This window comes from Actinacidiphila oryziradicis, from assembly GCF_005047355.1.
GTDB classification, from domain to species: Bacteria; Actinomycetota; Actinomycetes; order Streptomycetales; family Streptomycetaceae; genus Actinacidiphila; species Actinacidiphila oryziradicis.
This window is the reverse complement of sequence record NZ_SUMC01000011.1, coordinates 17802-31499: the sequence shown is the minus strand read 5'-3', so window position 1 is coordinate 31499 and position 13698 is coordinate 17802. Positions and strand designations below refer to the sequence as shown.

The 13698-nt window shown below is 70.9% G+C and carries 10 protein-coding genes; 2 read left to right on the top strand and 8 right to left on the bottom strand.

Annotated features, from left to right (window positions below; all coding sequences use genetic code 11):
- Nucleotides 1-46 precede the first annotated feature (46 nt).
- The 6 genes from FCI23_RS14470 to lepA all read right to left on the bottom strand — a co-directional run bounded on the left by FCI23_RS14470 (nt 47) and on the right by lepA (nt 9774).
- Nucleotides 47-1501, bottom strand: a complete 1455-nt coding sequence (locus tag FCI23_RS14470) for a dihydroorotase (RefSeq protein ID WP_136724138.1) — start codon at nt 1499-1501, stop codon at nt 47-49.
- On the bottom strand, nt 1480-2529 hold the full coding sequence (locus FCI23_RS14465; RefSeq protein WP_136724135.1) for a PrpF domain-containing protein: 1050 nt from the start codon (nt 2527-2529) through the stop codon (nt 1480-1482). The genes FCI23_RS14470 and FCI23_RS14465 overlap by 22 nt, the downstream gene beginning before the upstream one ends.
- A complete protein-coding gene (gene asnB, locus FCI23_RS14460) occupies nt 2526-4319 on the bottom strand; it encodes an asparagine synthase (glutamine-hydrolyzing) (RefSeq protein WP_246143707.1) in 1794 nt (597 codons plus the stop codon). The genes FCI23_RS14465 and asnB overlap by 4 nt, the downstream gene beginning before the upstream one ends.
- 1042 nt (nt 4320-5361) lie before the next feature.
- On the bottom strand, nt 5362-7242 hold the full coding sequence (locus tag FCI23_RS14455; protein WP_136724132.1) for an AMP-dependent synthetase/ligase: 1881 nt from the start codon (nt 7240-7242) through the stop codon (nt 5362-5364).
- A 214-nt stretch (nt 7243-7456) separates the two neighbouring features.
- Nucleotides 7457-7744 carry a hypothetical protein gene (locus tag FCI23_RS14450; RefSeq protein WP_136724129.1) on the bottom strand — a complete coding sequence of 96 codons (288 nt, stop codon included), beginning with the start codon at nt 7742-7744 and terminating at the stop codon, nt 7457-7459.
- A gap of 158 nt (nt 7745-7902) precedes the next feature.
- Nucleotides 7903-9774, bottom strand: coding sequence for a translation elongation factor 4 (lepA, locus tag FCI23_RS14445; protein WP_136724125.1), 1872 nt, complete (start codon nt 9772-9774; stop codon nt 7903-7905).
- A gap of 189 nt (nt 9775-9963) precedes the next feature.
- On the opposite strand from lepA, the gene rpsT reads away from it, so the two are divergent.
- A complete protein-coding gene (rpsT, locus tag FCI23_RS14440; RefSeq protein WP_136724122.1) occupies nt 9964-10230 on the top strand; it encodes a 30S ribosomal protein S20 in 267 nt (88 codons plus the stop codon).
- Between the two features lie 895 nt (nt 10231-11125).
- Here rpsT and holA read toward each other — a convergent pair.
- Nucleotides 11126-12112, bottom strand: coding sequence for a DNA polymerase III subunit delta (holA, locus tag FCI23_RS14430; protein ID WP_136724116.1), 987 nt, complete (start codon nt 12110-12112; stop codon nt 11126-11128).
- A 77-nt stretch (nt 12113-12189) separates the two neighbouring features.
- Between holA and FCI23_RS14425 the strand changes: the two genes are divergently transcribed.
- On the top strand, nt 12190-12447 hold the full coding sequence (locus FCI23_RS14425) for a hypothetical protein (RefSeq protein WP_136724113.1): 258 nt from the start codon (nt 12190-12192) through the stop codon (nt 12445-12447).
- A gap of 7 nt (nt 12448-12454) precedes the next feature.
- Here the strand turns inward: FCI23_RS14425 and FCI23_RS14420 are convergent, their stop codons facing one another.
- Nucleotides 12455-13696 (bottom strand): MFS transporter, encoded by a 1242-nt coding sequence (locus FCI23_RS14420; RefSeq protein ID WP_136724109.1) that lies wholly within the window; start codon nt 13694-13696, stop codon nt 12455-12457.
- Nucleotides 13697-13698: the final 2 nt, after the last annotated feature.

Genomic DNA, 13698 nt, shown 5'->3' with positions numbered 1-13698 from the left:
ACAGGCCCCGCGGCACCGGCCTCGGCCTCGGGCCCGGGTTCGCCGGTCATCGGACGGCTCCCCGGGTGGGGTGGGCCGGGGTGGCGGGGCGGGCGGCGTCGAGCCAGCGGCCGTCGGGCGGGCCGAAGGTGCCGGGGGCGTCGGCGTCGTAGATGATCTGGCCGCGCCGGACGGTGAGCCGGACCTGGCCGGCCATGGTCCAGCCCTCGTAGGCGGACCAGCCGCATTTGGAGTGCATGGCGGCGCCGGTGACCATCCACGGGGTGTCCGCGTCGAAGAGGACGAAGTCGGCGTCGCGGCCGGGCAGGAGGCGGCCCTTGCGGCCGTCGATGCCGAACAGGTCGGCCGGGTTGGCGGCCAGCAGACGCGCGATCAGTTCCAGGTGCGTGCCGGGTGACTGCCAGGGCGCGTGCCGCCGCATGCCTGTGAAGACGGCGGGCAGCATCTCCTGCACGCCGGGAAGCCCTGGCGGGGCGTCCGCGACCGGGCGCAGCTTCTCCTCGCGGGTGTGCGGCGCGTGGTCGCTGCCGATGGTCGCGGCCTGCCCGGCCAGCACCGCCTCCCACAGCCGCCGCTGGTCGCGCTCGTGCCGGATCGCCGGACTCAGCCGGGCCCGCGCCCCGATCCGGGCGCTGTCGGCGGCGGTGAAGGACAGGTGGTGCGGCGTCACCTCGAAGGTGACTGGCAGCCCGGCGTGCGCGGCGGCGGCGAGCAGGTCGGCCTCCTCGGCCGTGGAGACGTGCAGGACGTGGACGGCCGTGCCGTGCCGCCGTACGAGTTCGAGCACTTTCGCCACGGCGACGATGGCGCCACTGCGTGGCCTGACCCGCTCGTAGTCGAGGTAGCGGCCGGGCGCGCCGGTCCAGCTGTCCAGCAGCTCGAAGACACCGTCGTCCTCGGCGTGCAGCACCACGCGCAGCCCGCTCTCCCGGGCGTAACCGAAGATCCGGGTCAGGCTCGCCGGATCGCGGACGACGGTCGGCGCGGTGTGGTGCCCGGCGAGAAACACCTTGACGCTGGTGGCCTCGCGCGGCGTGGCATCGAGCAGCGGGGACGGGTCGTCGCCCGCGACACCGAGGTGGAAGCGGTAGTCCACCAGGGAACGGCCCTGCACCATGGCCGCCTTGCGGGCGGCGTCGGCGGGATCGAGCAGTGGCGGCAGGGTGTTGGGCATGTCGATGACAGTGGTCACTCCGCCGGCTGCGGCGGCCCTGCTGCCGTGCTCCCAGTCCTCCTTGTAGGTCAGTCCGGGGGTGCGGAAATGGACGTGCGAGTCGATCAGGCCCGGCAGCAGATACCTGCCGCCGCCGTCCACGGTGCGGGCCGCCCGGGGGCGCTCCTCGGCGGACAGGAACCGCAGCAGCACCCCGTCGCGTACTGCGACGCCGCCGTGGATCACCCCGGCCGGGGTGACGGCCCGGACGTCGGTCAGGACCAGGTCGTACGGCCGCTCGGCCGGTCCGGCGTGCTTGCCGCCGGTTACGCGGACAGGCTCAGGCATGGCGCTGCCTCCTCGGGCATCGGGGTGACGGTGAGCGGACCGAGGTTCACCGGCCCGACGGGGTTGGACTCCTTCTCGCCGACGCTGATCCACATCAGCTCGTCGTCCGTGCTGTCGCCGGTGGTCGCACAGGCGGCCGTCACCGGCCCGCCGGGCGTGTCGACGGCGATCCGCCCGGCGGCGGCCCGGTCGGGGCCGAGCAGCCGGTTCGGCACCGTGCCGCCGATCGCCGTCGCCGCCGCGAGGCACACCACGCCGGTCAGCGCCAGGCCGGGGTGCCAGCCGGGAACCGTCAGGGCGCGCACCGCGAGACGTCCGGGCCGGAAGGACGCGACCGCGGCGATCTTCGGAAACGCGCCCTCGGGCGCCCAGCCCAGCCGGACGGCCGCGTCCTCGCGCAGCCGCGTCAGCGCGGCGAACAGCTTCCGGTCGTCGCGGAAGAGGCCGTCCTGGTGTCGTACGCCCAGGTCCGCCGCGTCCACGAAGATGTACGGATTGCCCATCCGTACGTACGACGACGCCACCGCCGCCGCCCCCTCCGACACCGGCTTCCCGGTCATCAGCAGCGAACCGAGCCGGGTGCCCGGCTCGGCGAGGAAATGCGCGGTGAACACAGAGCCGCGCCGCCCCGCCTGGTCGACCTCGCACACCACGCGGTCACCGTTGTTGAGCGCGTTGACGCGCACCCGCTGGCCCGGTGCGAGGCGCGGCAGCAGGCCCATCCGCTCGGCCGCGGTGATGGCCGCGAGAATGGAGTGGCCGCAGTTGCCTCGCAAGTCGAAACGGTCGGGCGCGCCTGGCATGGCCTGAACGAAGCGGTAGTCCAGGTCGTAGAGCGGGTGCCGGGCCGGCCCGATCAGGGCCAGCTTCAGCACCTCCGCGCCGGACACCTCGGGCAGCCGCCGCCGGATGTCCGCGAGCGCGGCCAGCAACGCCTCCTCCCCGGCCGGCAGGGCGGCCCGGTCCATGACGAGCGTGGGACCGGGGGCACCGACCGCGCGGGACAGGTACGCGATCACCGGTGTCATGACTCCACCTCCACCAGCGAGGGCCGGCGGGTGAGCACGGGCAGCGGCACCGGACTGCGTTCGCGTACGACAGGTGTGAAGGCCGTGGCCACCGCGAACTGCTCGCGCCACAGCTCGAACACCATCAGCGCCCAGATCGCCAGCGCCGTACCGTCCGCCGGCCGCTCCCGCTGCGCCTTGAACAGCACGCCCACCGCCGCCGGATCCAGCAGCCCGGCCGCCCTCAGCCGCCCCGGCGAAAGCAGCTCCCGGGCGTAGGCCGTCAGCGGCGAGCCGGGGCTCAGCATCGCCGTCACCGGCAGCGTGAACGGCTGCTTCGGGCGGTCGATCACGGAGGGAGGCAGCAGCCCGGCGGCAGCCTCGTACAGTGCGAGCTTTCCGCGCGGCCCGTCGACCCGGTGCGCCGCGGGCAGGGAGCGGGCCAGCCCGGACACCGGGCGCTGGCAGAACGGAAGGCGTACCTCGACGGAGTGCGCCATGCTCAGGTGGTCCACCCTGCGCAGGTGGTACGCGGGGAGCCGGATATCCGTCTCGAAGGCGGTCAGCACATCCAGCCGGGACGCCTGCGCCTCGGCTTCGGAGAGCCGCCTCGCGATCAGGTCCGACGCGCTGCCCCGATCGGCGACGTAGGCCCGGTAGTCGGAACTGTAAAGACGTTCCCGCGCCGCCGCCGGTACGGCCGCCAGCGCGTCCACGTAGGCCGGGATCCATGCCCCGTCCGCCCGCAGCGCCGCCTTGACCCGGGCGTAGCCGCCAAAGGCCTCGTCCGCCGCGTCGCCGGTCAGGGCCACTTTGAAGCCTTCGGCCCGGACCGCCTCGAACAGCGCGTACGTGCTGACCGTGATCGGGTCCGCGTTGGGCTGGCCCGAGTGCCACACGACCTCCGGCAGCATCCCGGGGATATCTGCGACATCGAGTTCGACCTGGTGGTGCCTGGTCCCGCACAGCTCAGCGACCTCGCGGGCGAAGTGCCTCTCGTCCCAGGGCCATTCGCCCTGGTACGCGATGTTGAACGTGTGCAGTCCGGGCCCGGCGCCGCGCTGCGCCATCAGCGCCGTCACCAGGCTGGAGTCCAATCCCCCGCTGGTGACCGCGCACACCGGCACATCGGCGACGGCCAGCCGGCGGACCTCGTCCCGGAGGGCGTTGAGGACCCGCTCCCCCGAGCCCCGCAGTTCTTGCCCGGCCCGGTCGGTTTCCCCGACGGCGTCCCGCGCCGTGCGCCGCGTCAGCCGCAACCCCCTGCTCCGGCTGCAGACCAACGTGGCGCCCGGGGGCAGCACCCGTACGCCCTCGACCATCGTCTCCTCGCCGAACGGCGTCTTCGTCGCGAGATACGCGTCCAGCCCCGGCGCCCACTGCGCGGGACGTCGCTGCTGGAGCGCGAGCAGCGCCGGCAGTTCCGACGCGAAGTACACTTCGCGCCGGGCCGCGTCCCACCGGTAGTACAGCGGCTTCATGCTCGCGTCATCCGTGGCCAGTACGAGGGTCGGCTCCCGGCGCAGGTCCATCAGCGCCACGGCGAACATCCCGTCCAGGTGCTCGGCGAATCCCTCGCCGTACTCCGCGTACAGCGCGGGCAGCACGGATCCGTCGCAGGCGTCCGGGAAGCGGTAACCCCGGTCCTTCAGCCGGGCCCGCAGCGCCTCGTGGTTGTAGACCTCACCGTTGAATACCGCCTTGATCCCGGCGCCCAGTTCATACGGCTGCCGGCCGCCCCCCCGGGTCCGTGATCGCCAGCCGATTGCTCCCGAGCCCCCACCCCGGGCCGTACGAGCTGTGCTGCGCATCGGGACCGCCGTGCCGCTGGGCGGCCGACGCCAGTTTCAGTTCGTGTGCCGACACATCGGCACCGAAATGACCGTAAATCCTGCACACCCTCATCAACGCCTTCCGCGAGGATGCGGCGCCCCTCCACCCACGGGCCCCGCGACGACACCCTCACGGTCCCCGGCCCCCCGTCCCGGACGCATGAGCCCCCAGTCCCGGCCCGGGCCCACCGCGAAGTGCCCCGCCGCCCCCGGCGGGGGGCCCGGGCCCACCGCGGGGTGCCCCGCCGCCCCCGGCGGGGTTGCCGATCCTCCCCCAGCTACCTCCCCCAGCCTTCGGCCGGGAGGTGCCCCCAGGAGGTGCCCCCACAAACGCCGGACGGGCTGGATTTTGGCGCCCTGCGCCGTGGGGCGGGGTGCGCTGTGTTGCCGGTTGGGTCGGTGCCGTCTCCGGGGTGACTCGCTCCCCCAACCTTCGGCCGGGAGGTGCCCCCACCAGCTACCTCCCCCAGCCTTCGGCCGGGAGGTGCCCCCAGGAGGTGCCCCCACGACTGTGTGCCAGGACCCGGCGATCTATGCGCCATCGCCACCGGCACTTGGGCGACACAGTCTGCGGGGACACCCCTACACCGCCCCCTTCTGCCCGGTTCAGCGCCCCGCGGTGCGTGGTTCCTTGGGGTCCGAACCCCGGGGTGCGGTGCGTGGGTTTTGCGGTCTCCGCCACGGCGAGGCCGTCACGCGCCTGTCCGGCTGGGAGGGGACGCGCCGGGGTGTCCCCGCAGGGGACGAGCACATGCACCCCGGGCAAGCGGTCTGTGGACCCGCACGTGCGAGCCCCGAGGAGATCACCCCACAGCGGCCCCGACCCCCACCACCACCTCGCGTGCCGGCACGCACGACCACCCAGCCCGTCCGGCGCTTGAGGACAGCTCGGCAACCACCGCAGAGGGGGCGGAACCCACACGCCCGCAGCCGGGACAACCAGCCGCGCCGGTCCGGCCGGACAAACCCAGCCCCGGGGCCGGGGCAACCCGGAGCGCTGGTCCAGCCGGACAAACGCGAACTACATCTCGCGCGACCCCGCATACATCTCGTCGATGAGGTCCTTGAACTCACGCTCGACAACCGGCCGCTTGAGCTTGAGACTCGGCGTCAAGTCACCGTGCTCGACATCGAGATCGCGCGGCAGCAGCCGGAAGGACTTGATCTGCTGCCAGCGCTGCAGTTCCGCGTTGACCCGCTGCACATAGCCGTCGATGAGCTCTCGGGCCGCCGGGGAGGCGACGACCGCCGCGTACGGCCGGCCGCCCAGCCCGTTCTCCTCGGCCCAGCCGAGAATCGTCGGCTCGTCGAGGGCGAGCAGCGCGCTGCAGAAGTTGCGATCGGCGCCGATGACGAGCACGTTGCTGACGAACGGGCAGACCGCCTTGAACTGCCCCTCCACCTCTGCCGGGGAGACGTACTTGCCGCCGGAAGTCTTGATCAGGTCCTTCTTGCGGTCGGTGATCTTGAGGTAGCCGTCGGCCGACAACTCGCCGATGTCGCCGGTGTGGAACCAGCCGTCGGGCTCCAGCACTTCGGCGGTCTTTTCGGGGAGCCCGTGGTAGCCCTGCATGATGCCGGGCCCGCGCAGCAGGACCTCGCCGTCCTCGGCGATGCGGACCTCGGTGCCGGGGAAGGGCTTGCCGACGGTGCCGATGCGGTAGGCCTCGCCGGGGTTGAGGAAGCTGGCGGCGCTGGACTCCGTGAGGCCGTAGCCCTCGAGGATGTGGATGCCGGCGCCGGCGAAGAAGTAGCCGATGTCGGGGGCGAGGGAGGCGGAGCCGGAGACGCAGGCGCGGAGCCGGCCGCCGAAGGCCTCGCGGATCTTGGCGTAGACGAGCTTGTCGGCGATGGCGTGCTGTGCGGCGAGGGCGAAGGGGACGGTGGGGCTGCCGGTGCGGCGGCGGTTCTCCTGGGAGGCCTTCGCGTATTCGCGGGCGACCTCAGCGGCCCACTTGAAGATCTTGTACTTGGCCGGGCCGCCGGCCCGGGCCTTGCCGGCGACCCCGTTGTAGACCTTCTCGAAGATGCGCGGCACGGCGGCCATGTACGTCGGCCGGACGACGGGGAGATTCTCGATGATCTTGTCAACCCGGCCGTCGACGGCGGTGATGTGGCCGACGGAGATGTGCCCGGCGATGAGCACCTTGCCGAAGACATGGGCCAGCGGCAGCCACAGGTACTGCACATCGTCCTTGTCGAGCAGGCTGATCGCCTCGATCGCCCGCGCCATGTACGACCAGCAGTCGTGCGGCAGCCGTACGCCCTTGGGGCGTCCGGTGGTGCCCGAGGTGTAGATGAGAGTGGCGAGCTGGTCCTTGGAGAGCGCCGCCACGGTCTCCTTGACCACCTGGGGGTGCTTCTCCAGATACGCGGCGCCACGCCGCTCCAGCTCTTCGAGCGAGAGCACCCATCCGTCGTCCTCGCCGGCGCTGAGACCCTTCGGGTCGATGACGACGACATGCTTCAGGTCAGGTAGTTCCGGGCGCCGGTCGCGGGCCTTCGCCAGTTGCTGGGCGTCCTCGGCGATCAGCACCCGGCTGCCGGAGTCGGCGAGGATGAAGGTGGTCTCGTCTGCGTTGGTACTGGGGTAGACGGTGGTCGTCGCCGCCCCCGCGCAGAGGATGCCGAGGTCGGCGAGGATCCACTCGACCCGGGTTGCGGAGGCGATCGCCACCCGCTCCTCCGGGCGCACCCCGAGGTCCATCAGACCGGCGGCGATCGAGAAGACCCTGGAGGCGGCATCGCCCCAGGTGAGCGATGCCCATCCGTCGGGGCCCGGCCCCTCGGTGGGCACCGGGTAGCGGTACGCCTCGGCATCGGGCGTGGCTTCGACCCGCTCCAGGAAGAGCGTCGCCACGGAGGGCGGCCGGTTCTCGATCAACGTCTGCGTATCGGTCACGACAACCTCCGGGGCCCGCGTCTTTACTGGGGTGACTCGCGAGTAACTATCCCAGCAGAGATCAGAGTAAAGGGCCAGTGCGCGGGGCGTAAGGGGCTACGGGCCCCTCGATGCAAGAGTGACCGACGAGACAGATGCTGCATACACGCATATGGGGATGGGCCCGCCACGGAAGCGGCGGGCCCATCCTGAACATCAACAAATGGGGCCTGACTCAGCCACCGATGGGCAGGGCCCCAAGAGGTGACACAGCCTTCACTGTCTTGACGGCCGCATCCGAGTCCGCCTTCTTCAGCACCCGCTTCGCCTGGCCGACCAGCGGCTCCACCTTGTCGAGCTGACTGTGGGACCCCAGCCGCCCCACCGCGTCGCTGGACAGCACCTTCGAGGCGCCCTTGACCAGCGACAGGTCCGGGAGCCCGCCCTGAGCGAAGGCGGGGGCCGCCGCCCCCAGCATGGCGAGCGAACCGACGACGACTGCAGCGGCCTTCGAGTACTTCACTTCAAACCCTTTCCGAAGCGGCGTTCTCCTTCGGGCACGACCCTCGTGCCGCCCAGAACACCGCTGCCACCATCCGTAACGGTGGCAGCGCGCCCCCAGAAACCGCGAAGTGCCGGGTTTTTCACCAATCACCCGAATGCCGCAGGAGCCGCGAACCCCTACTTCTTCTTGCCCTCCGAGCCGTCGGAGTCGGTGGAGAGCGCCGCGATGAACGCCTCCTGCGGCACCTCCACCCGGCCGACCATCTTCATCCGCTTCTTGCCTTCCTTCTGCTTCTCCAGCAGCTTCCGCTTACGGGAGATGTCACCGCCGTAGCACTTGGCGAGGACGTCCTTGCGGATCGCGCGGACCGTCTCGCGGGCGATCACCCGCGAGCCGATGGCCGCCTGGATCGGCACCTCGAACTGCTGCCGGGGGATCAGCTTCTGCAGCTTGCCGGCCATCATCACGCCGTAGTTGTACGCCTTGTCCTTGTGCACGATGGCGGAGAAGGCGTCGACCGGGTCACCGTGCAGGAGGATGTCGACCTTCACCAGGTCGGCGGCCTCCTCGCCGATGGGCTCGTAGTCGAAGGAGCCGTAACCCCGGGTCTTGGACTTCAGATGGTCGAAGAAGTCGAAGACGATCTCCGCGAGCGGGAGGGTGTAGCGCAGCTCGACCCGTTCCTCGGAGAGGTAGTCCATGCCTTGGAGGCTGCCCCGGCGGCCCTGGCAGAGCTCCATGATCGCGCCCACGAACTCATTGGGGGCGAGGATGGAGCCGCGTACGACCGGCTCGTACACCTCGGCGATCTTGCCGGCCGGGAACTCGCTCGGGTTGGTGACGGTGTGCTCGCTGCCGTCCTCCATCACCACGCGGTAGACAACGTTCGGGGCGGTGGAGATCAGGTCGAGGTTGAACTCGCGCTCCAGGCGCTCCCGGATGATCTCCAGGTGGAGCAGGCCGAGGAAGCCGCAGCGATAGCCGAAGCCGAGGGCGACCGAGGTCTCCGGCTCGTAGACCAGTGCGGCGTCGTTGAGCCGCAGCTTGTCGAGGGCGTCGCGGAGCAGCGGGTAGTCCGATCCGTCCAGCGGGTAGAGCCCCGAGAAGACCATCGGCCTGGGGTCCTTGTAGCCGCCGAGCGGCTTGACCGCGCCCTTGTTCAGAGAGGTGATGGTGTCGCCGACCCGGGACTGCCGGACGTCCTTCACACCGGTGATGATGTAGCCGACCTCGCCGACCCCGAGGCCGTCGGCGACCTTGGGCTCGGGGGAGATGACGCCGATCTCCAGCAGCTCGTGGGTGGCGTTCGTGGACATCATCGAGATCCGCTCACGCTTGGTGAGCTGGCCGTCGACGACCCGGACATAGGTGACCACGCCCCGGTAGGAGTCGTAGACCGAGTCGAAGATCATCGCTCGGGCGGGCGCGTCCGCGACACCGACCGGGGCCGGGACCTTGGCGACGACATGGTCGAGGAGGTCCTCGACGCCGAGCCCGGTCTTGGCGCTGACCTTGAGCACCTCTTCCGGGTCACAGCCGATGATGTGCGCGATCTCGGCGGCGTACTTCTCCGGCTGGGCGGCCGGAAGGTCGATCTTGTTGAGCACCGGGATGATCGTGAGGTCGTTCTCCAGCGCCAGGTAGAGGTTGGCGAGGGTCTGCGCCTCGATGCCCTGGGCCGCGTCGACCACGAGGATGGTGCCCTCGCAGGCCGCCAGGGAGCGCGACACCTCGTAGGTGAAGTCCACGTGGCCAGGCGTGTCGATCATGTTCAGGATGTGGGTCTTCCCCACGTTCTCGCCGGTCCTGGGCGCCCAGGGCAGCCGGACGGCCTGCGACTTGATGGTGATACCGCGCTCGCGCTCGATGTCCATCCGGTCGAGGTACTGGGCGCGCATCTGGCGCGGGTCGACCACACCCGTGATCTGGAGCATGCGGTCGGCGAGCGTCGACTTGCCGTGGTCGATGTGCGCGATGATGCAGAAATTGCGGATCACGGCCGGGTCGGTACGGCTCGGCTCCGGCACGTGGGTTGGGGTCGCGGGCACGCAGGGTCCAGTCTGGTCGGATCGATACGTAGGGGACTGTATGGAGACCATGGTCCCACGATTGCGGACCGGCAGGCGGTTTGGGCGCTCCCCGGGCGGCTGGTAGTCTGGAGCACTGTGCCTCGTGCCCTCTAACCCGAGGAACACCAGATCCAACCCAGATCCAATCGAACCTGAGAAGGCTCTTTCGTGGCGAACATCAAGTCCCAGATCAAGCGGAACAAGACCAACGAGAAGGCGCGCCTGCGTAACAAGGCCGTCAAGTCCTCGCTGAAGACCGCGATCCGCAAGACCCGTGAGGCCGTCGAGGCCGGCAACGTCGAGGCTGCCACCGTGGCTGCCCGCGAGGCCTCCCAGAAGCTCGACAAGGCCGTGAGCAAGGGCGTCATCCACAAGAACCAGGCCGCCAACAAGAAGTCGGCGATCGCGACGAAGGTCGCCGCCCTCCAGGCCTGAGCTTCTCTCTTTATTCTTCCGCCGGTACGGGCACAGCGGTCCCTCTCACCCGCTCCGACCGGCAACCTGCACCAACCGCGCCGCACGCGGTCGTTCGCCACGCGGGTGCGGCGCACCTTTGCACCACGAAGTAGCTGGTCATAGACCAGTCGCGTACTGCCCGCCGGGGTTGCCCCGGCGGGCAGTACGCATTTTGTACGCATGCCGGCCTGCGGAGGCGCCGCCAATCGGGCGAGGCTTCCGGTCCGGTCCGGCAGGGTGTCGGTCCTGCGGCGAGATGTGTCCGGACACTGGTGGCCTCCGCCGATGCGGGCCGTGGCCCGCCGGTCAGCCGGGGGTCATCGGCATCGCGCTCGCCGCCGTGCTGACGGCCGCGCTCGCGCAGGGTTCGTGGGAGTGGTGGGCCACATACATCGGCGTGACACTTCTCGCGGTGGTCTTCTCCTTCTACCGCCTGCCGACGTGGATGCCCCGCCTCGGGTCTGAATATGTGCGGAATCTGGCAGCGTATTCGCTGGTCGTGGGCCTGTGCGTCGCGATCGTGCTAGCCCCCATGCTGCAGCGCTGGGCGTGGCTGTTTCCGATGCCAGGCACTCGCAGTGAGTGTCGTGGGCTGGGCAGGTACGAGGGCCTGCGCGTGGAGGCCTCGCTGGGGAATCTGGCTGGTCGCGACGGTGCCGCTTTGGCCCAGGCACAGGACATCCAGCGCCATACCGTCGTCGCTGACTGCCTGGCAACCACTACGACCCTGTGGCTGCCGGTATTCGGAGCCGGGGCGGCCGTATTGGTAGGCCTGGGCGCATGGTCCCTTGACCGAGCCCGGGTCAGGAGGGAGCCGGCCGTGGCCACTCGAAGTCCTCGTCAACCGGGCTGAGCAGCCCGGACCGGGCCCCGGTCAGTCGCGTGAACGTGCCGCGCGGGCCACCGCCACGACCGCCTTCTCCAGCGCGTACGCAGGGTCCGCGCTGCCGCCCTTGACTGCGGCGTCGGCTTCCGCGACGGCGCGGAGCGCGGCGGACACGCCGTCGCCGGTCCAGCCGCGCATCTGCTGCCGGACCCGGTCGATCTTCCACGGCGGCATGCCCAGCTCGCGCGCCAGGACTCCCGGATTCGCGCCACGCGGCGCCGAGGCGAGCTTGCCGATGGACCGTACCCCCGACGCGAGGGCGAAGGTGATGCCCGGCAGCGGCTGCCCGACCGCCAGCGCCCAGCGGAGCCGCTCCAGTGCCTCGGCGGCACGGCCCGTCACCGCCAGGTCGGCGACCTCGAAGCCGGTGGCCTCGGCGCGGCCGGTGTAGTACCGGGCGACGACGGCCACATCGATGGTGCCCTCGACATCAGCGGTCAACTGCGTGCACGCGCTCGCCAGTTCCCGTAGATCGCTCCCGATCGAATCCACCAGCGCCTGGCACGCCTCCGGCGTCGCCGACCGTCCCAGGACGCGGAATTCGCCCCGTACGAACGCCAGCCGGTCCGCTGGTTTCGTCATCTTCGGGCACGCGACCTCCCGCGCCCCGGCCTTCCGGGCCGCGTCGAGCAGTCCCTTGCCCTTGGCGCCGCCGGCGTGCAGCAGGACGAGCATGATCTCGCCGACCGGCGCGTCTATGTACGCCTTGACTTCCTTGACCGTGTCCGCCGACAGATCCTGGGCGTTCCGGACGACCAGGACCTTCCGCTCCTCGAACAGCGAGGGGCTGGTCAGCTCGGCGAGGGTGCCGGGCTGCAGCGCGTCGGGAGTGAGGTCCCGCACATCGGTGTCGGCATCGGCCGCGCGGGCAGCCGTGATCACCTGCCGCACGACGCGGTCGAGCAGCAGGTCCTCCTGCCCCACCGCGAGTGTGAGGGGAGCGAGCAGATCGTCTGGTGAAGCTTTCCTGGCCATCGTCGTCCAGCATCCCACGCGGGTCGGACAGCGGACGCCGGTCCTGCGCCCCGTCCGGCGTCCGGCACAATGTCCCGGTGAACGACCTACGACATGTCCTGGTGCTGCCCGACCGCGACGCCGCCAAGGAGGCCGCCGACGAAGCCGCGGCCCGCTTCGATCTTCCCGCCGAGCCCCGGCTCGTCCGCGACGCCCTGGCCGGGGAGGACGACGCCGAGGACGCCCAGTGGCTGGTGGTCATAGAGGACGAGGACGGCTTCCTCGACCCCGAGGCGCTGCACTCGCTGGCCGAGGAGTTCGACGGCTGGCGCGAGGAGGAGGACGAGGAGGAGTGAGCCGGGGTCAGCGTCCGGCGGTGGAACGCACGCGCTGGATGCCGAGCGTCATGAGGCCGAGGGCGACGACGCCGAGGCTGTAGACGACCGTGGTGGTGTGCAGGCCGAACGAGGTGCTGGCCAGACCTGCGGCCACGGCGGGGAGGCTGAAGGCCAGGTAGGCGATGACAAAGACGACGGCGAAGAGCTCGCCACGCTCATCCGGCGCGGCCAGGCGGCCCAGCTCCCCGAAGCAGGCGAGGGCGGAAGCGCCGAAACCGATGCCCGCGATGACCGTCCCGAGGGCGGCAAGTGCCACCGAGTCCGCCTCCACCCCGGCCAGCGCGAGCGCGGTCCCGGCCGTGAGCAGAACGGCGGCGATGCTGAGCACCTGGCCCGTCGGCCGGCTCCGCAGGGCGAAGGCGGTCACGGCCGCGGTGCCGCACAGCAGAGTGACGACGAGCCCGCCGACGAGGTGGCTGCCCAGGCCGAACAGACCGACGGCGACCGACGGGCCGAGGGAGAGGTAGAGCCCGCCGAGCGCCCAGCTGGCCACCAGGATGGGGAGCAGGGAGTAGAGGTCGGGGCGCAGCCGGGCCGGAACGCCTAGCCGGGGTGCGAGCGAGGCCCAGCCGCCCTGGCGCCGCGCCGAGGTCTCGGGTATCCCGGCCACGATCAGGGCCGCCAGAGCCATGCCGCCGAGCAGGAGGGCATAGACGAGGCGTGTCGGGGCCGGTGCGAACTGCACGAGCACCCCGCAGCCCAGCGCCCCCACCGCCAGGCCGCTGGTGGGCGCGATGCCGTTGACGACCCCGGCCCGGCCGGGCGCGTGCGGCGGATTCAGGTCGACCAGCGTGGCTCCGAGGGTGGTCATCGCCGCCCCGGTGGCGATTCCCTGCGCGACGCGGGCGAGGAGCAGTACGGGGACGTCGTTCGCGGTGATGAACAGTACGAGCGCCACAGCTTCCAGCGCGATCGCCGCAGCGAGGACGGGACGGCGGCCGACGTGATCGGACAGGGCCCCCACGACAAGCAGTGAGCCGATCAGGCCCACGACGTACACGGCGAAGACGACGGTGAGCGTCGTCGCCGAGAAGCCCCATTCCTGCTGGTAGACGACATACAGCGGTGATGGCGCGCTGGAGGCCGCCGTGAAGAGCACAAAGATCGCGGTGATCGCGGAAAAGGCGACCGGGTGGGACAGACGGCTGGAGCGGGCGATCGGCCTTTCCAGCGGCTCCCTGACGGAGGTGGCGCATGAGTCGGACATCT